The organism is Psychrobacter sp. ANT_WB68 (genome assembly GCF_008369115.1).
Lineage (GTDB): Bacteria > Pseudomonadota > Gammaproteobacteria > Pseudomonadales > Moraxellaceae > Psychrobacter.
On sequence record NZ_VOAZ01000001.1, the window covers coordinates 881,238 to 904,462 of the forward strand.

At 42.4% G+C, this 23,225-nt stretch carries 17 protein-coding genes, 1 tRNA gene and 2 pseudogenes; 12 read left to right on the top strand and 8 right to left on the bottom strand.

What is annotated here, in order from left to right:
- Nucleotides 1-74 precede the first annotated feature (74 nt).
- Nucleotides 75-719 carry a TetR/AcrR family transcriptional regulator gene (locus FQ084_RS03690; protein ID WP_188032878.1) on the bottom strand — a complete coding sequence of 215 codons (645 nt, stop codon included), beginning with the start codon at nucleotides 717-719 and terminating at the stop codon, nucleotides 75-77.
- A 278-nt stretch (nucleotides 720-997) separates the two neighbouring features.
- Between FQ084_RS03690 and FQ084_RS03695 the strand changes: the two genes are divergently transcribed.
- The 6 genes from FQ084_RS03695 (at nucleotide 998) to FQ084_RS03720 (ending at nucleotide 10,682) form a co-directional block, all read left to right on the top strand.
- Entirely contained in the window at nucleotides 998-2,149 is a 1,152-nt protein-coding gene (locus FQ084_RS03695) for an acyl-CoA dehydrogenase family protein (protein WP_149489263.1), read from the top strand.
- A 155-nt stretch (nucleotides 2,150-2,304) separates the two neighbouring features.
- Nucleotides 2,305-3,513, top strand: a complete 1,209-nt coding sequence (locus FQ084_RS03700) for an acetyl-CoA C-acetyltransferase (protein ID WP_149489264.1) — start codon at nucleotides 2,305-2,307, stop codon at nucleotides 3,511-3,513.
- An 83-nt stretch (nucleotides 3,514-3,596) separates the two neighbouring features.
- Nucleotides 3,597-5,768, top strand: coding sequence for a 3-hydroxyacyl-CoA dehydrogenase NAD-binding domain-containing protein (locus FQ084_RS03705; protein WP_149489265.1), 2,172 nt, complete (start codon nucleotides 3,597-3,599; stop codon nucleotides 5,766-5,768).
- A complete protein-coding gene (locus tag FQ084_RS03710; protein WP_149489266.1) occupies nucleotides 5,761-6,822 on the top strand; it encodes a CaiB/BaiF CoA transferase family protein in 1,062 nt (353 codons plus the stop codon). Before FQ084_RS03705 ends, FQ084_RS03710 begins: the two co-directional genes overlap by 8 nt.
- A 59-nt stretch (nucleotides 6,823-6,881) precedes the next feature.
- Nucleotides 6,882-8,567, top strand: coding sequence for an AMP-binding protein (locus FQ084_RS03715; protein ID WP_149489267.1), 1,686 nt, complete (start codon nucleotides 6,882-6,884; stop codon nucleotides 8,565-8,567).
- 432 nt (nucleotides 8,568-8,999) lie between these two features.
- A complete protein-coding gene (locus FQ084_RS03720; RefSeq protein ID WP_149489268.1) occupies nucleotides 9,000-10,682 on the top strand; it encodes an NAD-dependent malic enzyme in 1,683 nt (560 codons plus the stop codon).
- A 152-nt stretch (nucleotides 10,683-10,834) separates the two neighbouring features.
- Here FQ084_RS03720 and FQ084_RS03725 read toward each other — a convergent pair.
- Nucleotides 10,835-12,135: pseudogene (locus FQ084_RS03725) on the bottom strand (IS3 family transposase).
- Nucleotides 12,136-12,377: 242 nt separating this feature from the next.
- On the opposite strand from FQ084_RS03725, the gene FQ084_RS03730 reads away from it, so the two are divergent.
- The 3 genes from FQ084_RS03730 to FQ084_RS13200 all read left to right on the top strand — a co-directional run bounded on the left by FQ084_RS03730 (nucleotide 12,378) and on the right by FQ084_RS13200 (nucleotide 13,375).
- Nucleotides 12,378-12,629 carry a hypothetical protein gene (locus FQ084_RS03730; RefSeq protein ID WP_149489269.1) on the top strand — a complete coding sequence of 84 codons (252 nt, stop codon included), beginning with the start codon at nucleotides 12,378-12,380 and terminating at the stop codon, nucleotides 12,627-12,629.
- Between the two features lie 231 nt (nucleotides 12,630-12,860).
- Nucleotides 12,861-13,139: a hypothetical protein gene (locus FQ084_RS03735; RefSeq protein WP_149489270.1), complete on the top strand. Its 279-nt coding sequence runs from the start codon at nucleotides 12,861-12,863 to the stop codon at nucleotides 13,137-13,139.
- A 62-nt stretch (nucleotides 13,140-13,201) separates the two neighbouring features.
- Nucleotides 13,202-13,375, top strand: coding sequence for a hypothetical protein (locus FQ084_RS13200; RefSeq protein ID WP_188032879.1), 174 nt, complete (start codon nucleotides 13,202-13,204; stop codon nucleotides 13,373-13,375).
- A 64-nt stretch (nucleotides 13,376-13,439) separates the two neighbouring features.
- Here the strand turns inward: FQ084_RS13200 and FQ084_RS03740 are convergent, their stop codons facing one another.
- The 3 genes and pseudogenes from FQ084_RS03740 to FQ084_RS03750 form a co-directional block, all read right to left on the bottom strand.
- On the bottom strand, nucleotides 13,440-13,823 hold the full coding sequence (locus FQ084_RS03740) for a hypothetical protein (RefSeq protein ID WP_149489271.1): 384 nt from the start codon (nucleotides 13,821-13,823) through the stop codon (nucleotides 13,440-13,442).
- A gap of 454 nt (nucleotides 13,824-14,277) precedes the next feature.
- Complete coding sequence (locus FQ084_RS03745) at nucleotides 14,278-15,537, bottom strand: MgtC/SapB family protein (protein ID WP_188032880.1); 1,260 nt, start codon at nucleotides 15,535-15,537, stop codon at nucleotides 14,278-14,280.
- 57 nt (nucleotides 15,538-15,594) lie between these two features.
- Nucleotides 15,595-16,661 (bottom strand): annotated as a pseudogene (locus FQ084_RS03750) (IS3 family transposase); the annotation flags it as partial.
- A 406-nt stretch (nucleotides 16,662-17,067) separates the two neighbouring features.
- On the opposite strand from FQ084_RS03750, the gene FQ084_RS03760 reads away from it, so the two are divergent.
- The 3 genes from FQ084_RS03760 to FQ084_RS03770 all read left to right on the top strand — a co-directional run bounded on the left by FQ084_RS03760 (nucleotide 17,068) and on the right by FQ084_RS03770 (nucleotide 20,331).
- The gene (locus FQ084_RS03760; protein WP_149489272.1) at nucleotides 17,068-18,303 is read left to right on the top strand and encodes an efflux RND transporter periplasmic adaptor subunit; all 1,236 of its coding nucleotides are present in this window, start codon (nucleotides 17,068-17,070) and stop codon (nucleotides 18,301-18,303) included.
- On the top strand, nucleotides 18,300-19,559 hold the full coding sequence (locus tag FQ084_RS03765) for an ABC transporter permease (RefSeq protein WP_262880644.1): 1,260 nt from the start codon (nucleotides 18,300-18,302) through the stop codon (nucleotides 19,557-19,559). Before FQ084_RS03760 ends, FQ084_RS03765 begins: the two co-directional genes overlap by 4 nt.
- Before the next feature lie 64 nt (nucleotides 19,560-19,623).
- Nucleotides 19,624-20,331 carry an ABC transporter ATP-binding protein gene (locus FQ084_RS03770; protein ID WP_149489591.1) on the top strand — a complete coding sequence of 236 codons (708 nt, stop codon included), beginning with the start codon at nucleotides 19,624-19,626 and terminating at the stop codon, nucleotides 20,329-20,331.
- A gap of 493 nt (nucleotides 20,332-20,824) precedes the next feature.
- On the opposite strand, the gene FQ084_RS03775 is transcribed toward FQ084_RS03770, so the two are convergent.
- The 3 genes from FQ084_RS03775 to FQ084_RS03785 all read right to left on the bottom strand — a co-directional run bounded on the left by FQ084_RS03775 (nucleotide 20,825) and on the right by FQ084_RS03785 (nucleotide 23,053).
- Nucleotides 20,825-20,901: transfer RNA gene (locus tag FQ084_RS03775), tRNA-Ile, on the bottom strand.
- A gap of 93 nt (nucleotides 20,902-20,994) precedes the next feature.
- On the bottom strand, nucleotides 20,995-21,807 hold the full coding sequence (locus tag FQ084_RS03780) for a pteridine reductase (RefSeq protein ID WP_149489592.1): 813 nt from the start codon (nucleotides 21,805-21,807) through the stop codon (nucleotides 20,995-20,997).
- A 46-nt stretch (nucleotides 21,808-21,853) separates the two neighbouring features.
- On the bottom strand, nucleotides 21,854-23,053 hold the full coding sequence (locus tag FQ084_RS03785) for a tRNA nucleotidyltransferase (protein WP_149489274.1): 1,200 nt from the start codon (nucleotides 23,051-23,053) through the stop codon (nucleotides 21,854-21,856).
- Between the last annotated feature and the right edge of the window lie 172 nt (nucleotides 23,054-23,225).

Genomic DNA, 23,225 nt, shown 5'->3' on the forward strand with positions numbered 1-23,225 from the left:
TCGTGAGAAAGTCACCTAAGAGCGTTTGCTTTTAGAATCCCACACTTGAGCTTGTCGAAAGTGGCGAGAGTATGTCAAGTGTCTGTTTCAGGCTTGGATATTGCGCGCCATAAAATGACAAAAAGCGCATCAAACTCTTTATTTATCGGTGTATGGCTCTGACGCATAATGTGCATCAAGCCTAAACGACTGATAAACCCCATAAATACATCAAATAGAATATATAGTGGTACGCTGTCGTTTAATACGCCGCGTTTCTGCCCATCTTCTAGTACATCTAAAAATGCACCAATTAGCTCTTTATTCTCATAAATAGCAATACTGCGAATGCGTGATACCGATATCGAGGATAGCACCATCACTGCATCTGGATGGCTATCAACAAAATCAAAACATACCCAGAGTGTCTTACGCAATCGATCTTTCACGCTATCAATCCCTTGTAAGTGGTCCATGATCCGTGCCGCTAATCTACCAAGCACAATATCCATAATGGTATTAAACAGGGTTTGCTTGTCGCCAAAGTATTTATAGAGGGTTTGCAATGAAACGTTGGCAGACTTAGCAATTTGTGCCATCGTCACTTCACTAGGCTCGAATCCTGCAAACACTTTACGCACCGCTTTTTCAATCTTATCTAAGGTAGCAGGTCGCATATCTGCCAACGGTGCCAATTGCTGAGGTGTCGTAAGGCTGTCCTTTGGGCTGACCCTTGTCATGATCATTTACTCCTATATATTTTGCTTGAGTGAGAGTGAGTTTCTTTGTTGAGCTGACAAAAAATAATTATGGTAACTTATATTACTATTTAAATTAAACAGATTGAATAAAGTATTTTGATAACCTAGTATATCTGTCACGAGTTAGTATTTATATGGATTTAAATTTTTTTTACAAAGGGTAATTTAAATTACCATTAATTACTACGCTTAATAAAACTTTAATTCCAGCACAATCAATTTAATTATATTTTTAATTTAAACCAAGGATGGACAACATGAGTATTGAAGCCTTTACCTCGAACTGGATGACCGAAGAACATAGCATGGTGTATGACAGTGCTTTGAAGATGTTTAAAAGCTGGGAAGAGAAAGACGAGCAGTGGCGTGAAAACGGCATTATTGACCGTGAAGCTTGGAATGAAGCAGGCAATATGGGCTTTTTATGTGCGTCAATGCCTGAAGAGTATGGCGGTGGCGGTGGTGATTTCGGTCACGAAGCCGCTATTTTACTAGCGCAGGCACAGGCCAACCAATCTGGTTTTGGGGGTATGGTTCATTCAGGTATTGTTGCACCGTATATCTTAAAGCATGGTACTGAGGAGCAGAAAAAAGCATGGCTACCTAAACTGGCCACGGGCGAATCTGTTGCCGCTATCGCGATGACAGAACCAACCACTGGTTCTGACTTACAGGCAATCAAAACTTATGCGATTAAAGAGGGCGACGACTACATCATCAACGGTTCAAAAACCTTCATCACTAACGGCCAGCATGCCAATCTTATCCTTTTAGCTTGTAAAACAGACCGTGAGAAGGGTGCACAGGGCGTTTCATTAATCGTCGTTGAAACAGATGGTTTAGAAGGGTTTGAGCGTGGCCGTAACCTTAAGAAAACTGGTTTATCTGCCCAAGATACTTCAGAGTTATTCTTTAGTAACGTACGCGTGCCACAAAAGAACGTATTGGGCGGTACGGAAGGACTTGGTTTTATCCAAATGATGCAAGAACTGCCACAAGAACGCCTTATTATTGCGCTAAGTGGTTGCGGTGCTATCAAGCTAGCGCTTGATCTGACTCTTGAATATGTTAAAGAGCGTGAAGCCTTTGGTCGTTCCATTTGGAAGTTCCAAAATACGCGCTTTAAGCTCGCTGAAGTTCAAGCCGATTACCTAGCAGTAAAAGCTTTGTGTGACTCTGCTGTGGAAGCCATGATTGCTGGTAAATTAACCGCACCGCAAGCGTCATTAATAAAATACTGGGTTACTGAAAAACAGTGCAATGTCATGGATGAATGCTTACAGTTATTCGGTGGTTACGGCTATATGACCGAATATCCAATCGCTCGTATGTACGCTGATGCTCGCGTACAAAAAATCTACGGCGGTACTAATGAGATTATGAAGGAGTTGGCGTCACGCTTTATGTAAATCATCAGCTCAGGTAACCGTTGGTGACTTGATATCAAAGTCAAGTCACCACAATAGCTACGCTCAAAACCATTATCTTAAAGTTAACCGACTATTTTAAAGTAAACCAAAAGTTCGAAAATAAATTATTTTAAGAACTAATAAAGGGATTTTTTATGACTGAAGTTGCCTATATCTATGATGCCATTCGCACTCCTCGTGGCAAAGGGAAAAAGGACGGCTCTCTGCATCAAGCCTCGCCAATATGGCTGGTTCGCACCCTATTAAAAGAGATGCGACAACGCCATAATTTAGACACCAGTTTGGTAGATGACGTTATCTTAGGCTGTGTCACCCCCGTGGGTGAACAAGGCTCTGACATTGCACGCATTGCTGTTATTGACGCGGACTGGCATCAGAGTGTGGCAGGGGTAACGTTATCACGCTTTTGCGCATCTGGCTTAGAAGGCATCAATCTAGCCGCTACCAAAGTTATGTCGGGCATGGAAGATTTGGTGGTTGCCGGTGGCGTTGAGTCTATGAGTCGTGTGCCGATGGGTATGGATGGCGGCGCTTGGTATATGGACCCTCGTGTAAACGATGCGGTTCAGTTTGTGCCTCAAGGCGTGGGTGCTGATACAATTGCCACACTACGCGGTTTTAGTCGTGCGGATGTTGATGCTTTCGCGACTGAATCGCATAGAAGAGCAGCAGCAGCGTGGGACAACGGCTATTACGACAAATCTGTGGTTCCTGTGACCGATATCAATGGCATGCTGCTACTAGATAAAGATGAAACCATTCGCCCCAACACCTCAGTTGAAACCTTAGCCAAATTAAATCCTTCCTTTGCTATGCCCGGTAAAATGGGCTTCGATGGCGTTATCCTAGATAAATACACCACCATTGAGAGCGTTGATCATGTTCACCATGCAGGCAATTCATCAGGTATCGTTGATGGGTCTGCGCTTTGTCTTGTGGGCAGTAAGGCCGCTGGCGAGAAAGCCGGTCTGAAGCCACGCGCTAAGATTACGATGGCCGCAGTGATCGGCTCTGAGCCAACCATTATGTTAACCGGCCCAACTCCTGCCTGTCAGAAAGCACTGGACAAAGCGGGTATGACGGCCGCTGATATTGATTTATGGGAAATTAATGAAGCCTTTGCCGCGGTGCCGATGAATACCGCTGCTGATTTTGGTATATCGCTGGATAAAGTGAACGTTAATGGCGGCGCTATCGCTATGGGTCATCCTCTTGGTGCCACAGGCGCTATGCTAGTAGCCACCGTATTAGACGAGTTAGAACGCCGTGATTTGAATACCGCTATGATTACCCTGTGTGTTGGAGGGGGTATGGGTATTGCTACCATTATTGAGCGGGTTTAAGCCTTAACTTATCAATCATATAGGCTAAACCTCTTTATAGCCTAGATACGGACATAACATACGCCTAGAAATAAGGATATAACATGAGTACCAACAGCGTAAACACCATTAACCAATTAAACAATTTTTCAGCAGAATCTGACAACGGCATTATCACGGTTACGATCGATCAAAGCGATCGTAAAATGAACGTCATTGGCGAAGGTTTTAATGAAGCATTTGCCACCTTAACTGACGCCTTTATCAATGATGAAGAAGCAAAAGGGTTAATCTTAACCTCCGGAAAATCAACCTATGTAGTGGGTGCCGATATCGATCAATTGGCCACTATTGAAACTGCGGAACAAGCGTTTGAGTTAGTAGAAGATTTAAAAACCAGCCTGCGCAAGCTAGAAACGTCAGGCAAACCAGTAGTAGCCGCCATTACCGGTACCGCTTTGGGTGGTGGTTTAGAACTGGCTTTGGCCTGTCATTACCGCATTGCTATTGATTCACCAAAGACCAAACTGGGTCTGCCAGAAGTGAAATTGGGTCTATTGCCTGGCGGTGGCGGTACTCAGCGTCTGCCACGTCTAGTAGGTATTCAAAAAGCACTTGAGCTAATGACTCAAGGCAAAGAGCTTCGTCCTCAGCAAGCCTTAGAGATTGGGGTTATTCATGATACGGCCAAAAACAACGAAGAGCTTATCAGCAAAGCCAAAGAGTGGATCAACAACAATCCTAAAGCCAGCCAGCCTTGGGATGAAAAAGGTTTTAAAATTCCAGGTGGCGATAGCAAACATCCTAAAGTGGTTCAGGTCTTCTCAATTGCCCCAGCAATGGCCAATCAAAAATCGCATGGCAACTATCCTGCCATCACTCACATTCTATCGAGTGTGTTCGAAGGCTGCTTAACCGACATCGATAATGGCCTGAAAATTGAGTCGCGTTATTTTGTGGCTTGTGCCTTATCAGATGTGTCTAAAAACATGATTAACACTCTTTGGACGCAGCTGAATAACATTAAGAAGGGTCAGTCACGTCCTGAAGGATTTGAGCGCTCTAAAGTTAGCAAAGTAGGTATTCTTGGTGCCGGTATGATGGGCGCAGGTATTGCTTATGTTTCTGCCAAAGCAGGTATGGATGTCGTGCTTTTAGATACATCTATTGAAGGCGCTGAAAAAGGTAAAAACTATTCTACTAAGTTGTTAGACAAGGCTATAAGCCGTGGTCGTTCAACAGCTGACAAGAAACAAGCTTTATTAAATAAAATTAAGACCACCACGGCTTATGATGACTTAGAAGGCTGTGACTTAATTATCGAAGCGGTGTTCGAGGACGTCGACATTAAAGCGGCCTGTACTCGTAATGCGGAAGCGGTTATTCCAGAAACGGCCGTTTATGCTTCTAATACCTCGACGCTACCGATCACTGAATTGGCTAAAGCCAGTAAACGTCCTAACCAGTTCATCGGTCTACATTTCTTCTCACCAGTAGATAAGATGCCGTTGGTTGAAATTATTGTTGGCGAAGAAACAGATGATGCTACTTTAGCCAAAGGCTTTGATTATGTGGGTCAAATCGCTAAGACCCCAATCGTAGTCAATGACAGTCGCGGCTTCTATACCTCTCGCGTATTTGGTACCTATGTCTCAGAAGGTATTGCGATGTTGGCCGAAGGTATCCACCCACGTAGCATCGAGGTTGCGGGTCTAAAAGCGGGTATGCCAATGCCGCCACTAGCGCTTCAGGATGAAGTTTCGCTAAGTTTGTCACTGCATGTTATGCAACAGACCAAGTGTGCTTTAGAAGTTGAAGGTAAAAACTTTACCGCACATCCTGCCATGCCAGTAGTTGAAAAAATGGTGAATGAACTAGGACGTGAAGGTAAGAAGGTAGGTAAAGGTTTCTATGACTATCCAGAAAATGGTGAAAAACGCTTATGGCCTGAGCTGACTGAGCTTTATCCAACCAAAGAGGAGCAACCTTCACAACAAGATCTAGTTGACCGTTTACTGTACGTTCAAGCCAATGAAACCGCCAAATGTTTCGAGGAGAACGTGGTACGTTCAGTCGCCGATGCTAACGTTGGCTCTATCTTCGGTTGGGGATTTGCACCAAACCAAGGTGGTACCTTACAGTTTATCAACTCAGTAGGCGTCGATAAATTTGTAGAGCGTAGTCGTGAGCTTGCGAGCAAATACGGTGAGCGTTTTGAACCGGCTAATATTCTAGTAGAAATGGCTGAAAAAGGTCAGGAGTTTAGCGATGAGTAGTGCATTACTAGATCAAATGGCTGACTGTCTTCAAGGCATTAAGGTAGTTGATTTATCTCGTAATTTGCCTGGTCCCTTTGCGACCAGGCTGCTGGCAGACCTTGGCGCTCAAATTGTTAAGATTGAGCCGCCACAAGGCGATCCCGCGCGCGCGTTTGGTGAATTATTTACCGCTCTAAACCATGGTAAAGATACTCAAAAAGTAGATTTCCGTGATGAGGCAGGTATCGATGCTATTAAAGAGCAGGTAAAAGAAGCGGATGTTATGCTCGATAGCTTTCGACCTGGGGTGTTAGAGGCTATGGGCCTAAGTTTCAGCGAACTACAAGCGCTGAACCCTAAGTTGGTTATGGTGTCTATCACAGGCTATGGTCATGCTGATGGCGAGTCGGTAACTCATAACTGGAGCCAAAAAGCGGGCCACGACATCAACTTTATGGCGATGAGTGGTGCGCTCGATCAGTTAAAGACAGCAAAGGGCGGGCAAGCCATGCCCAATATCCAGTTTGCTGATTTGGCAGGGGGTAGTGATACCGCAGTGATAGCGCTATTGGCAGCGGTTATTGCTGCTAAATCCACTGGCAAAGGCCGTCACATTAATATCAGTATGACGCACAGCTTATACCACCATATGGTTATGCCGAAGTCTACCGGTAAGCTTATCGAGCAGATGACTGGCAAAAAACCAGTACCGCAGTATGACTTCTTAGGGGGTCTATTGCCTTGCTACCGTTTATACAAGACGTCAGATGACCGCTATATGGCGATCGGCTCGCTTGAGCTTAAGTTCTGGCAGGGGCTTTGTGAAGTACTAGAATTACCTGAGCTCAAAACTAAGCATTGGCAAATGGGGGTGATGCCCAATACCAAAGACAGTCAAGCAGCAGCGCAAGCAATTGCTGATAAATTTGCCAGCCATAATCTTGCCTACTGGCAGCAGGTTTTTGAGTCCGCCGATGTTTGCGTGACCCCAGTCCTGACGTTAGAGGAAGCACGCTTGCATCCTTTATTTGCACACCAAGATGAGTATGGGGCGACAGCAGGCTGGCAGTAAAGTGACATACTGAGGCCGCTATTTTAAAATCAATCGCCAAAAACCAAGGAAGGTTTAATATGGAAAAGATCTGGGTAGAAAATTATCCAAAAGGTGTCGTATCTGAAATCTCTGCGACCAACCACTCGCTACTAGAACTATTTGACAGCTCTTTTACGAAATTTTCTCAAGATGAGTTCATCACCAATATGGGGGTGACTTATACCTACGCTCAAATTGATGAGATGTCGAAATTTGTCGCTGCTTGGATTCAAGGACTGAGTCTGAAACAAGGCTCAGTGATTGCGATTATGATGCCCAATGTTAATCAGTATATGCCTATCGTCATCGGCGCATTGCGCGCAGGTATGGTGCTTACCTTGGTCAATCCTCTATACACCGCTCGTGAGCTTAGACACCAACTTAATGATTCTGATGCCAAAACCATCTTTATCTTGACTCCGTTTTGCGCCGTCCTCGAAAAAATCGTCAAGGACACCAATGTCAACACCATCATTACTAGTGATATCGGCGATATGCTAGGCACGGTGAAAGGTAAAATCGTTGATCTGGCAGCAAGATATGTCAAAAAAGCGGTTCCAGCCCATTCGCTTAAATCGAATAGTCAGTATAAAGTACATGATTTCAAGTCGGTGTTAAAAAAGGGTAGAAGGATGAGTTATACCCGACCGCAAGCTGCCGCCAAAGATGTGGCTTTATTAAACTATACGGGCGGGACGACAGGCAAGGCCAAAGGTATCGTTATCAGCCACCACAACATAGAAATTGCCACCTCACAGTTTGAGGCATGGTTTCAGCCTGTTTATGATGGGGTAGACAACGATAAGCAGATGAATACCATTGTCGCTTTGCCGCTTTATCATATCTTTGCTTTTGTGGTTTCGATGCTAGGGTTGAGAGTCGGTCAGCATTTGACATTGATTACCAATCCCCGTGATATTGATGGATTTATCAAAACGTTGAAATCGCGTCCCTTCCATCTTTTACCTGCAGTTAATACTTTGTATCAAGCGCTACTGGCACACCCACAATTTAAAACGATTGATTTTTCTGAGTTAAAACTCTCTATTGCGGGTGGTATGGCAGCCACACCAGAAACCGCCAAAAAGTGGCTTCAAGCAACGGGTCATCCTATCTTGGAAGGCTGGGGCATGTCAGAAACCATCGGCGTGGGTACGGCTAATCCTTTTACCAATAAAGACTTTAACGGCAGTATCGGGATGCCACTACCAGGTATAGATATTAATATTCGTGATGAGGATGAAAATGTCTTGGAGATAGGGGATGTCGGTGAGATTTGTATCAAAGGCGATAATGTCATCTTAAGTTATCACAATATCGACAATGCGGGCTTCTTCACTGCTGATGGCTACTTAAAGACAGGTGATATCGGCACAATGGATGACAAAGGCTATATAAGAATCTTTGATCGCAAAAAAGACCTGATCATCGTCAGTGGATTTAATGTTTATCCGAATGAAGTAGAAAATGTCATCGAAGGGCATCCAAAAGTAGCTGAGTGCTCTGTCGTTGGTGTAGATGATGAGCTGCAAGGACAGTCTGTTAAAGTGTTTGTCGTTAAAGCAGATCCAAGCTTGACTAAGGATGAAGTCCTCCAGTTTTGTAAAGAAGATTTAACAGGCTATAAATGCCCTAGACACGTTGAGTTTATCGATGAGTTACCCAAATCCACAGTCGGTAAAATACTGCGCCATGAACTTAGAAAACAGGCGGCTCAAACCTAATAACCAAAAAAATTTATAAATTTTATTAATAGCAAGTCGCTTTTTATACACGAAATAATTTTACAGGGCTGTGAGGAGTTAATCTCAGAAATTGAGCATGATGCGAAGTCTATGCCATTTATTAATGTGATTGATGCTTAAACCTAGATATTGATAATTTTACCTAGGAAAACGTATTACTTAGCCCTTATATGCAATGTAGGAAATAAGATGTAGGGGTTTAGGTCCTATGATTTCTTTAGCTAAGCTTAGCTCATTCATTCACCTCTAGGAAAAATGACATTATCTTTAGGTAAATGCATAAGTAATCAGGTTTAGAGCCTTTATCACTCGAAATGATTTGTTATCTATTGTTAAGTACAGGCTGATGCTATGTATAATGCACCACTAGCATAGTTTTCACTCATACGTCCTTAATAAGAAGATTTTATTATGCCAAACAAGCGTCCCTTATATATTCCCATTGCTGGACCAGCTCTATTAGAGACCCCTTTACTGAATAAAGGTAGTGCCTTCTCATCAGAAGAACGTGATAGCTTTAATTTAACAGGGCTATTACCTCACAACATTGAGACGATTGAGGAGCAATCATTACGCGCTTATCACCAACTTCGTTCCTTTACTAGTGACATGGATAAGCACATTTACTTGCGTAACATACAAGATACCAATGAAACCTTATTTCATCATTTGATTGAGCAGCATATAGAGGAAGTCATGCCGCTCATTTACACCCCAACGGTTGGTCAAGCTTGTGAGAAGTTCTCTCAAATTTATCGCCGTAAACGTGGTTTGTTTATCTCATATCCTGAGCGCCATAAAATCGATGATATGCTGCAAAATGCCACCAAACAAAATGTCAAAGTGATCGTTGTCACTGACGGTGAACGTATATTGGGTCTAGGAGACCAAGGTATTGGCGGTATGGGCATTCCCATTGGTAAATTGGCTTTGTACACGGCTTGTGGTGGCATCAGCCCCGCTTATTGTCTACCTATTTTGTTGGATGTTGGTACCAATAACCAACAGTTACTTGACGATCCTATGTACATGGGTTGGAGGAATCCACGCATCTCTGGCGATGAATATAATGAATTTGTCGATTTATTTATTCAAGCCGTTAAGCGTCGTTGGCCAGAGGTGTTATTACAATTTGAAGATTTTGCACAGGGTAACGCCACTCCGTTATTAAACAGATATCGTGACCAGTTATGCTGCTTTAATGATGACATTCAAGGGACGGCTGCGGTTTCGGTCGGTGCTTTGATTGCAGCGTGCTTAAATAAGGGTCAGAAGCTAAGTCAACAAAGAATAGCATTCTTAGGTGCAGGATCAGCGGGTTGCGGTATTGCTGAGCATATCATTCGCCAAATGCAGCGCGAAGGATTGACTGAGGCGCAGGCTCGTAGCCAAGTATTTATGGTTGACCGTTATGGCTTGCTCACTGATAACATGACAGAACTACAAAAATTTCAAGAACCGCTCGTGCAAAAACAATCGGCTATTGAACATTGGGATAAGAGTCAAAAACTGGGTTTAGCGCAGGTGGTTAAACAAGCAAGAATAACGGTATTGTTCGGTGTAAGCGGACAAAAAGGGCTGTTTACTCAAGAGGTGATTGAATCCTTATGTGTTAATACTGAAAACCCAATTGTACTACCGCTTTCAAACCCTACGTCTCGTGTGGAAGCCACACCGCAAGAAGTGACGAATTGGAGCCATGGTCGCGCCATTATCGCAACGGGTAGCCCTTTTGCTAATACCACTTTTAACGGACAGTCTTTTGAGGTCTCTCAATGTAATAACAGCTATATATTTCCTGGTATCGGTCTCGGTGTTCTAGCAGCACGGGCGACAGGTATCAGCGATAATATGTTAATGGCGGCAAGCCAAGCGCTTGCAGATATATCAATGGAGTACGAAAAAGCGCCCGGTGCCATACTACCGCCTATTAAAGTCATTAGAGAGATTAGTGAAAAAATAGCCTATGAAGTGGCACTGCAGGCGGTTCAAGATAATCTAGCATTACCTATCACGGCGGAGAACCTACAACGCCGATTAAAAGCGAATTTCTGGTTACCTGAATATCGCAACTATCGTCGTACTTCTTTTTAATTTTGTAAGTTAGATATAAAAAAGCCTAATGCTATAGTTCAAAGTAGCATTAGGGTTTTTTTATTAAATTATATTTTATAACCCTAATCTAAATCACTTCTAAGACTTACCTATGCTGTCAATCCCGTAGACATTAACTTGGGAGATTTTAGTTACGCAGCCTGACGATAAAAGTCAAACCACATCTGTCTTGGCGTTTTATAGCCTAGACCCTTCTGAATCCTAGTCCCACTGCGAGCATAGCTCTTGTCTTGCGTCGCTGCAAAGCAATACTTTGCTAATCGCTCCTCATTATAATCCAGCTCAATATATTTGATGATATCGTCAATGGCTTCAAATCTTGTTTTATAATTTTGATGATATACCAGCTCATTCTTCCTTGCGGAGCAGTGCTCCTCACCCGAGAAACTCCCTATAGGAGCATTGTCAAAGCAGTTATCCCGTCTAGACATTGAACCTTTAAACTGATACTGCTTAATGATCTTGCGATACTCATTGCTACAATACTGACTGACTCTGTCGTAATGCACAATCAGCCGTTGGTCGGGTCGTTTATTCTTGATTTCCATATTGAGTACACGACATACTAAATCAGTGGTCATACGCCTATTGATAGCATAGCCAACAAGCTCTTTAGTATAAACGTCTTTGATACCTGGCAAGTATAGCCAATCCTCGCAAGTCCAAATATAAGTGATGTCACTAACCAACGACTCGTTAGGACAATAGGCATCAAACTCCTAATCAAGCAGGTTTGGATAAATAAGATTATTATGATTGGAGTTGGTGGTGACTTTAAAGCGTTTGTGACGACGGCATTGAATGCCGTATTCTTCTTTGATTCGTCTCACCATGTATTGACTGATATGATGGCCTTGCTCTGCAAGATGAGCATGTAATCGCTCACAGCCATAGCGCTGCTTAGTCTCATCATGAGCCACGCGAACTAGCAACTCACATTGATTTCGATGAATCAGCTGATTGCTGATAACGCGATTTTTCCAGTTGTAATAGTTTGATGACTTAACATCTAATACGTGGCACATGCAGGTGATGCTAAATATTCTCTGGTTATCCATGATAAAGACGTACTGCATCAACCGTGTTTCGCAAAGTATGCCGTGGCCTCATTCAAGCATAGCTCTCATCTTGCGTCGGGGCGAAGCAGTGCTTCGCTTTATCCCTCCTCATTTAGAATATCTCGCTCCTCCTGAGCAACCTTGAGATCACGTTTCAGACGTGTATTCTCTTCTATAATGGCTATGAGTTCAGGGTCATACTGCTTAGTGCCGACAAGCTTGCCTTCATTCGCTTTGTTCTGTCAGTTAGATAGGGTCTGCATGGCTATACCTAGCTGCTTTGCCGTCGCTGAAACATTGCCGTTATTGTCGGCTATCTTTTTGACAGCTTCAGCTTTGAAAGATGCATTGTAGGTTCTGATTTTCTTAGTCATATTAAACACCTGTTAATACGCTTAGTTTACCAAGTTTGGTTCTACAGTTTTTTCAGCATAGCTCTGCAGGTTAGGTGTATAGTTCTGTGTGCAACATATATTGAACAGAATAACTGAGTCATGTTGTATTACTGCAGGTGATAGGCTCTATGCAAACATATAGACGATAGCGGGTGTCGAAGCGTATTCAGAAGAGCTATCATCAATTATGAAAATCAACGTTTAAAAGTCAAGGTATAAACATGAGTTTTGAATTAGTAGGTAGTGATTTAACGCGAGCAATGCTTGAACGTGGCGATGAACAGGTTTGGTGCGCTGTAAGCAATGAAAGTGAACAGGACGTTATAAAAACTATTAAAAATATGGATAGCACCTTCATGATGCACATCGTTTCTTTTGAAGATGGATGCTTCCACTGCAAAGAGAAGAGTACATGGAAATATGCTGTACCAATTAAAAAAACTCTGCTGACTCAGAACGATGTAAAATTATAAATAAGCGCGGTCTCAGTTAATTAATAATCCAGTCACATACTTCAGCTATAAATAACGGTCTTTTATATTCGTTTTTATACATATATAGTGTAGAATATAAGAATAAAGTCCACTCTATTGTCAAGGGTTAACGATTACAAGAGTGGGATTCTTAGAGATATTCAAAGAGTTTTTTATGTGGTCTCGCTTATTTGGGTTAATAATTATATTGCATGATTAGGGGTTATTTAGATGGATGAAGCAATAACAGGAAGTGAGTTGACTCGTGCAATGTTAGAAAATGGTCACGAAGAGATATGGTGTGCGGTAGATGATAGTTGTGATCAAGAGGCTATGAGTAATCTAGCCAATAATGACTTTACGGCCTATATAGTGTCTTTTGAGGACGGTATGTTTTATTGTACAAGTGGCATGGCTTGGTTGTGTGCTGTACCCATTAAGATAGTTGGAATAACACAGACTGAGGCAAAGCTCCAAAACATCAGTAAACATAAGTTAAACTGTTGTTGAGAGGAGTGATTTAGGGTGCTATGGTTCGAATTTATATTATTCGATTATTAAGGCAGCAGCCTATGAAAATGTGGTCAGCACCTCTTATCTCTATGTTCATGGTGGCGCCAGTTATGCAGGCGAATGCTCAAAACTATCCTTGCTCTAAAAGCATGGGCGGTGTATGGCATTGTCAAAATGGTAAGTTTGTCTGTAATAACGGTAAGATAAGTCAGTATAAGAAAGTTAGTAGTTAGACTATGGTTTATGAATGAGCGCCGAGAGCCTACTCAATGGGTAGGTTTTTTATTGTCTGAAATACTACTCGATACACAGGCTTAAGCCTGATTTGATAACATCATCTATACTGCCATTAGTGCTTTTGATACTTGCAGTTTTGATAGACCGCCAGTTTAAGTCATCATTACTTGAATATACTTCTGCAGCATCATTAAGGGCATAAATTAACCCCTCCAAGGCATTGAATGACACAGCTTTATATTGTCCAACAACATCACATCGGACCACGCCTTCTTCAACTGTAAACGGCCATTCACCTACAAAGCTCTTTTTATCAATAATTCTCTCATTTAAATAGGGGTCAGATACTTCGCCAACATTAATAACAATTATACTTATAGCGGCAACAGTTAAGGCGATCACTGTGGCAACCGCTATTAATAAATGGTATTTAAATTGAGACATTTGTTTTTCCTGAACTATTAATCGACAGATTCTATACCAGTTTTTTTAAAATGTTATGTGATTTTATGGACTATACAGTGAGGTATTGGAAAATACTGCCCTTTGTGACCACTCATTCTCATTCAAAATGGACGCTTAGATATTTAGGCTAGTAGCATCAATGGTTTGAATGAATAAGGTAGTCTTAGTGTACTTAGCGAAGGTTCAAGTCCCTATGTAGGTACCATGCTTGATAGCTAAGTTGCTGATATTTACATTATTAACTGTGGATTGTTGCTTTCAGTGTACTTGTTGATGATATCTCAAAGTTTTTCGATGGGTTCGACCCTAAGTCGAGGGTGTGAAGTAATTTACCTTAAACCTTTAGAAACGCTCTGACCTAAATAAGCCTATGTCATTAGACCCTTTATTAGCATGAAAAATGTCCATTACAACAATAAATGAGAGAAATTTTCTAATTATTCGTCATAGTATATATCAAGATAATTAAAACAGTCATGTGAATAATTTGGATTGGAACAAAAGCAAGTGCGTATTGAAAACCACCAGTAATTGCCGCATTAATTGATTTAGAAATTGCATGTGTCGCTAAACCTAGTAATAAGGCGAGTAATAAAATAGGGTTAGTTGGGTTCCCTTGCATGACTACGGCAGCCATTGCTGCATGCACCTCAAACATAGAACTAAGTACGGTTCCTGCAATAAGACCCGCGTCACCCATCCATAAACTTAAACCATAAACAAGTACTTGAATAATAGTAAGTGTGACTACAATGATACCTGCCTCTTTTAAACTAAACATAGGTGTATCAGTTAGCTTAGCTTTCTCTTCGGATCGAGTTTTTCTCATCAACCATATTCCAGGAATAATTAAAACTATCATGGCAATAATAGATGGGAATAATAAAATTTTAAGCCAACTAAAGCTTACACCTGCAACAATAATAAGAAGTTGTACTAATGTTGCGACACAGGATATAAGGGCAGCTCCAGCATTTTCTTTTGCATCTGCACGACCATGACGAACTTCTATTCCAAGGCTTGCAACCGTGGCTGTACTAGATATAAATCCTGACGCTAAAGCAGATAAAAACATAGCGTGGCGTGATGGTAAAAGCCTCTTTGCCATATGTGCCAGTGCTTGAATGGCTAAAATCAATATCAATAATTTTAAAATAATATAAGGATTTAGTACTGAACCCCAAAGATCCCTATTGGGGGTTAAAGGAAGTGCAATTAAAAGTAAAGCAAGTAAAAAGATACCATCTCTGAATTCACGCTCAGTAATCCATTTAACCGCTACTCCATGCATTGAATGCTTTGTCACTAGAAGGAAGGTAAGGACTACTGTAAGTGCAGCTGCATAAGGAATATGCCATAAACATAGTCCACCTATAAAATAGGTGAGTATAAAAGCAAGTTCAGTGGTTACACCTGGATCCTCAATTTGTTTATGAGTAGAGATGATACTTATACCACCTACTATCAATGCCCCTACGAGTCCCATAAGAGAACCGAAAGAGAAACAAATTACCCCTAATAGAGAGCAAATTGCAAAAGATCTAATACCTGCAAAGCTGTGTTGATTTTCACGTTGTTTGCTACGCTCTCTTTCTAGACCAATGAGTAGTCCACAACCTAGCGCTGCGGTAGATGCAGTAATTAAGTTTTGGATAGATTCAATCGTAAATGTATTCTCTATTATGAAATTCATCCCACTCTCTATGACCCCTGCTGTCAAATCCGTATAGTTGAACTTGGGAGATTTTGATTACGCAGCCTGACGATAAGAATCAAACCACACCGGTCTTGGCGATCTATAGCCCAAACTCTTTTGAATCCTAGTCCCACTGCGAGCATAGCTCTTGTCTTGCGTCGCTGCAAAGCAGTACTTTGCTAATCGCTCCTCATTATAATCCAGCTCGATATATTGTGTGATTTCGTTGATGGCTTCAAGCCTTGTTTTATAGTCGTGATGGTATACAAGTTCATGCTTCCTTGCGGAGCAGTGCTCCTCACCCGAGAAACTCTCTATTGGCGCATTATCAAAGCAATTACCTTTACCACTCATTGAGCCTTTAAAATGATGTCGCTTAATGATCTTGTGGTATGCATATCTACAGTATTGGCTGCCTCTATCAGAATGTAAAATCAGCCCTTGGCTTGGCCTTTTATTCTTAATTGCCATAATCAATGCTTTACAGACTAAATCAGCGGTTATGCGCTTGCCTGTGGTGTAACCGACTAGTTCTTTAGTGTAGAGGTCTTTAACGCCTGCCAAGTATAACCAACTCTCGCTTGTCCATATGTAAGTAATATCACTGACCCGAGCCCCATTAGGGCGATTGGTATCAAATTTCTGATCGAGTAGGTTTGGATAGACAAACTTGTTATCGTCTGAGTTAGTGGTGATTTTAAAGCGCTTATGACGGCGGCATTTGATGCCATACTCTTCTTTGATACGTCTAACTATATATTTACTGATGGTATATCCTTGCCCTTTAAGATAAGCATACAATCGCTCATAGCCATAGCGCTGCTTAGTCTCGCCATGAGTCACCCTGACTAGCGACTCACATTGATTTCGATGAATCAGCTGATTGCTGATAACGCGATTTATCTAGTTGTAGTAGCTTGATGGCTTAACATCTAATAAGTGACACATGTAGGTGATGTTAAATATTTTTTGGTTATCCTTGATAAAGACGTACTGCATCAACTGTGTTTCGCGAAGTACGCCGTGGCCTCTTTTAGAATGTTTCGCTCCTCCTGAGCAACTTTCAGATCACGTTTCAGACGTTTATTCTCTTCTAGTATAGCCATGAGTTCAGGATCATACTACTTAATGCAGATAAGCTTGCCTTTTTTCGCTTTGAACCTCGGTATACATTGCACCAATAGGGCTGTCATCCTCGATAATCTCAGTCGGCTCCATGATAGTGTACGAACCGATCACTTCAGTATAAAATTTTACAGCGGCATCTAAGTCAGGGATTAAAAGACCGATGTGTTAAAAACTTCTTGGATAGATATTATCCATTAAATGTGACAGAGCGGAATTAAAATTTCTAGAGTAGAAGCTCATTAACGGTAATAGAGGAGTACCGCTAAAAACTAGCAACTAATATAGTTACCTCTAAAACACTTATTACTTTAATAAACTCTTTCAGGTAACATTTCATAATGATCAAATTTAGCAGGAGCTACGCTTAGATAGCTCTCTAATCTGGACTGGAGAAACTCGTTGCGCGCTATTCCTTATAAACTTATTGTTAGCGCACTACTGCTCATCATTGTTTCGGGCTTTTTTGCCTTTCGTTGGTGGCAAGGACCCCTATTACCAAGCTATAGAATATCTTCGATGCCTTTGGTGCAGACGGTAGTAGCGACTGGACGGGTCGTCGCCGTATCAAATACTGATATTGGTAGCGAGATATCAGGTGTCGTATTAAAGCGGCTGGTGCAAGAAGGCGAACAAGTCGCTGCAGGAGATTTATTGTTGGTATTGAGCTCCGATGACGTTGCAGCCCAAGTGCGTCAGGCTGAAGCCGAGTTGGCGGAGTTGATTAGTAGCACTCGTCCACAAGCAGTGGTGGATTTGACTAATGCCGAAGTAGCGTTGGCGCAAGCTGACCGTAATGTCGAGCGTAGGCGCGAATTGGCTGCTATCTCGGCCATCTCTGATGAGGAAATGGAGCAGGCGATTCAAGCCCAAGCACAAGCACGCAATGACCTTGAAAATGCACGACTGAGAGCGAATGCACTCTCCTCTGGTGGTGTTGAAGAAGATTTATTACGTGCTCGTATCGCAGCATTGCAGGCTCAGCTCAACAAAGCGCAAGTACGTAGCAAAGTATCAGGCACTATTCTGACCCGTAATGTCGAGGTAGGCGATTTGGTACAACCAGGTCAGAGCTTGTTTACTATTGCCCTCGATGGTAAAACTGAAATAAGAGTACCGCTTGATGAACGTAATTTATCTCGATTGGCTTTGCAGCAACCAGCTGTCGCTATTGCCGATGCCTATCCGAATAAACCGTTCCCAGTACGTATTAGTTTCATTGCACCAAGTATAGATCCGCAACGCGGTACGGTAGAGGTGAGATTATCTGTCGATCCTGTACCTGATTTTTTGCGTCAAGATATGACGGTATCAGTGAATATCGAAACGGATCAACGCACAAAAGCCTTAGTCATTTCTAATGATGCACTAGCCAATGTTAAAGAAGACAGCGCCGAAGTATTATTATTGCGTGATGGTGAAGTTCAACGCCAACAAGTGAGGTTAGGATTACGTGGGTTGTCAGCATCAGAGGTGCTCTCAGGTTTAAGCGCAGGCGATGAGATTTTAGTTGATGCCACTGCCTCACTAGCTGATGGCGCACGAGTTAGAACCAAGCTGCAAGCAGCACCTTTTGCTAATACTGATAAGATGAGGGCGGTAAAGGATAAGAACCAAGCAGCGGAGACAATCAATTGACGGCTTTTTTCGGTAGACTTTGGATTGACGCCAACATTGCCATCAGTTTCTTACGCGAGGGGCGAATACAGTCACTGATGATTACTCTGGGAGTGGCAATAGGTGTTGCCGTTATTATATTTATTACTGCATTGATTCAAGGATTACAGACCAATCTTATTGACAGTACCCTAGGTAGTCAGGCACATATTCGCTTAGTATCGCCAGATGAAGTCAACCTAATAGAGTCACCTGCTGATGATACGCTACAACTGATACAAGAAGACAAGCGTCTACAACGTCTGCGTTCAATCAATAATTGGCAGCAAATTACGGATACTTTAGATCAACTGCCTATCTTAAAAGCAGTATCACCAAACGTATCTGGGCCTGGTTTCGTCAGGCGTGGTGAGGCACTAGAGTCAGTAATTCTAGTGGGTACTGATCTGGAACGCTATCAAAAGATCATACCACTCAGTGAGTATTTAATCAGTGGCGAGCTGCGAGTGGGCGCAGATAATGTGTTGATTGGCATTGAATTGGCCAAAAATTTGGGTGTAGAAGTCGGTAGTAAACTGCGCTTAGATACTGGTCAAGACGATGGTGATAGTAGTCCCAGTAATAACCTCAGTAGCAACAGCGCTGTAGTCAATATCGCTGGTATATTCGAGCTCGGCGTACGAGAGCTAGATGCGCGCTACGTTTATCTAGACCTAAAACAAGCGCAGTCCTTACTTGGTTTGCCGGGTGGTATCACAGTCATTGATTTGACGGTTGAAGACATCTTTGAAGCGGAGGAGATTGCTGCGCAAGTTGGACGCTTGACCTCACTGCAAGCAGAAAGCTGGATAAAAACCAATGCCCAATTGCTAAATGGTCTCACTGCTCAAAGCCTATCTAGCAATATGATTGTAGGCTTTGTAGCGATCTCGGTGGCTTTTGGCATTGCCAGTGTGTTGTCGGTCAGTGTGGTTCAGCGTACGCGAGAGATTGGCATCCTACGAGCAATGGGCGCAACCCGTCAGCAAATATTGCGAATATTCTTATTTCAAGGGGCTGTATTTGGCTTGCTAGGCTCGATTGTCGGTAGTGGCGTCAGCTATGTATTGGTATGGTCTTTTAATACCTTCGGACCCAATATATTTACGATTCCAATATCTATAAACTTGATTTTAGTGACTATGTCGTTAGCAACGTTAACGGGTGTTATAGCAGCAGCTATCCCAGCGCGGCGAGCAGCGTCACTTGATCCAGTGGTGGCTATTCGCTATGTCTAATAATGATTCCAACGACACTTTTAACAATCGTTTTGCTAATATTTTTAATAAGACGTCAACCCCTATGTCCAGTCAATATCACGAAGTCTTGCGTCTAGAGGCACTAAAAAAATCTTATAACATCGGTCAACCTAATGAGATTGAAGTGCTGCATGGTATTGATTTAACTATTGGTAATGATGACTTTGCAGCACTGATTGGTCCTTCAGGTTCGGGCAAAAGTACCTTATTAAATGTACTCGGTTTACTTGATCAGCCAACTAGCGGTGAGCTATATCTATTGGGTCAAGCAACCAGCGCTATGAATGATGGCAGTCGCACCGCTTTACGTGGCAGTAGTATTGGCTTTGTTTTTCAGTTCCATCATCTGATTCAAGCTTTTAGCGCCTTAGATAATATCTTGATGCCTCTAACGTTAACACAGGGTCGTCCAGATAAATTCGCTATTCAAAAAGCGCAGGAACTACTGGCAGCTGTTGGTCTAGAGCGCTTCGCTGACAGTAGACCTAACGAGCTCTCAGGGGGTCAGCAACAGCGTGTTGCTATTGCAAGAGCATTGATAACCCAGCCTGCCTTGTTATTGGCTGATGAACCTACGGGTAATCTGGATACTGTTACGGCTGGCGAAGTATTTGAGCTGTTTCGCAAAGTCAATCAGGAACGTGATTGTGCGGTATTGCTGGTCACTCATGATCCGCGCTTGTCAGCATCTTGTGATCGCACGATTAATTTGGTTGATGGTCGTATTGAGAGTGATACGTTGAATAATTGAAAAATAGAGTATTGGCGGTGTGCTTGAGTAGATAAGTAACCGCTCATAATTACGATTACTCAGAAGAAAATTTAACCAGTTTTATCCTACCATTACGATACATACGAATATCTTTATGAGCGAATAAATATAGAAACACCGTTCATCATCTCATCATTCAAGGCAGAAACCGTCCAAAATATTATAAATCAAAGCATACTCAAAATTTTGATAACCCAGCTAACTATAATCACTTAGCCACCTAGTATTGGCAACCAAAATACCAAGGCCAAAAGTGTGACTAGCAATAAGGGAGGAGTGATTAATAAGCCAACTTTCATATATCACCCATGCAGCAGCATATAACCATAGCGTTAGTAGTCATCATACTTTAATTACTACAAGGGTCAAAGTATCAAGATAGTATCAAAAAATTAATTACATCAGTGTCTTTGCACAAAATTCAAGCAATAAAAAACTCCTTTAAATCTGAAGATTTAAAGGAGTTTGAATATGGTGGGCCCAGTAGGACTTGAACCTACGACCAAAGGATTATGAGTCCTCTGCTCTAACCAACTGAGCTATGGGCCCTAACGTTAGACGCACAATGATACCTGATTTTTTTAGATTTTCAAGTAAAAGATAGGAACTAATACAGATATATTTACGCAGTGCTACTTTCTATCAAATATGACCGCCAGCCAATGTCAGGCTTCGGCCTCCATCTACCGTAATTATCTCACCAGTGACATAACTGGCTTGTGCAAGATAAAGGACACTATGCGCAATCTCAGCAGGTTTGCCTATTCGCTGCATAGGAATAGAGTCGACAATACTTTTTTGCTGCTGTTGGTCAAGTGCTTGGTCGCTATCCGCATCTGGTAAGATGTTAACGCCAGGAGCGACGCCGTTGACGCGTACATCAGGCGCCATATCAAGCGCCAGTGACTGCACCATCATCCTATGCGCCGCCTTTGCCATATTGTAGACAGCATAATGACCAAAAGGTTTATTATGCGCATGGATATCAAGTAGGCTAATAATACAGCCTTGTTGTGTCCGTAGATAAGGGTATAACGCTTGGCTCAATAATAAAGGCGCTTTGGCGTTAGTCAAAAACAATTCATCCCACTGATCAAGATTGATATGACCAAGCGGACTTGGATAAAAGCGTGAGGCGTTGTGTACTAGGACATCGAGTTGCCCAAATGCTTGCATGATATTGCGAGTAAATTGCTGTAGCGTCTCGCTATTATTAACAACCGCCAAATCTGCAAGGACAACGACCACACTATCAGGACGGTTTTGATTAAGCGCATCAGCTAACGCATTGGCTTCTTGTTTACTATGATGGCAATGAATAATGACACGGTAGCCTTGCTCATGGGCGGCACGAACAATAGCCGCACCGATACGCTTAGCGCCACCAGTTACTAGCATGACTGGCGCTGAGGCATTAGTGTCTTTTGGTTGGTTTAAGCTAAATTCTTGGTTCATATTAAAGGTGTTTTTATAATCTAAAATGCTGGTTGCAAGAGCTTGTTTACGAGAAATGTCGTGCTTGTAAATGCTCAATTCTACGTTGTCGTAATGCTTCGCCAATCGCTGGACCTTTGAGATTTTCATCAATATCATCCATGCCGATTGCACGAAAGCTACTCAGTGCCAACATCATTTGTCGATGCTGTATGGCGAGTTGTAATACATGGCCAGTGACCAAGAGCTGCGAGAGTTTTTCCGGTGCTTTATGGGCGCTACAGGCTTGGATAAGATCAATTTTCTGAGCGGCGTTAAGCTGGTTTATGATGCTAAGATTCTTTGCTTGCTGCACAAACAAAGTAGCAAATTGAGTCTGTGCTTTTGGTACCTTCGCGCTGTTACCTATCTCATTAATACCTTTAACGGCAGTCGCCATCATATCTGGATTTAAGTCTATAGATTCTAAAGCAAATAAATCACTGTTCAGACTTGCCATTAATAAAGCCCAGCGCTGTGACAAATTTAACTGCATTTGACCAGCGAAATATAACGCCGTTTGTACAATCTCTCTTATTTGGCCGTATTGAGCATGGCTCCAAGCTTGATGTAGCGGGGCAAAATATTCTATCAGCGCACCAATCTCAAAAAGCTGCTGCCAATAAACCTGAGGCGATACTTGCATCATGGCACGGCTTGATTCTTGCCAAATGCGTTCACTACTTAAATGCGCAAGCTCTCCTGAGCCTACCAATTGGCGCATCAATAGCAAGGTTTCATCGGCGATGCGAAAGCCCAAATCGTAATAACGTCCATAAAAGCGTGCGGTTCGCAGTACCCTCAATGGGTCTTCACTAAAAGCGCTTGAGACATGCCGCAGGATTTTATTGTCAATGTCTTGCAATCCGCCATAGTAATCAACCACTTTACCATTGATTGGCGTATCATCGGTCAAGCTTTTGACTTCAATGGCCATAGCATTCACGGTTAAATCGCGGCGTTGCAGGTCTTCACGTAATGTCACATCAGGGCTCGCATGCACACTAAAGCCTTGATAGCCTAGACCTTGCTTACGCTCAGTACGTGCTAGGGCGTACTCTTCACGGCTGATAGGGTGCAAAAACACGGGAAAGTCTGCGCCTACTTGTTGAAAACCTGCACCCAACATGTCTGCGACAGTCGCGCCGACGACGACAAAGTCTTTATCTTTGATAGGACGACCTAACAATTGGTCACGGACGGCACCGCCGACGAGATACACTTGCATAATAGTCTCTTTGTATTCATTGATGAGCGATAAAATGGTGGATGAGCGTTGATTGGCTTACTTATCGTGTCTTTATTCAGTGTATTTTGCTCAAAAAAAACCAGCCAACGCTCGATTATGAGTATTGGCTGGTTTTAGTATAGCAGACGGTTTCTAGAAATAAATAACAGAA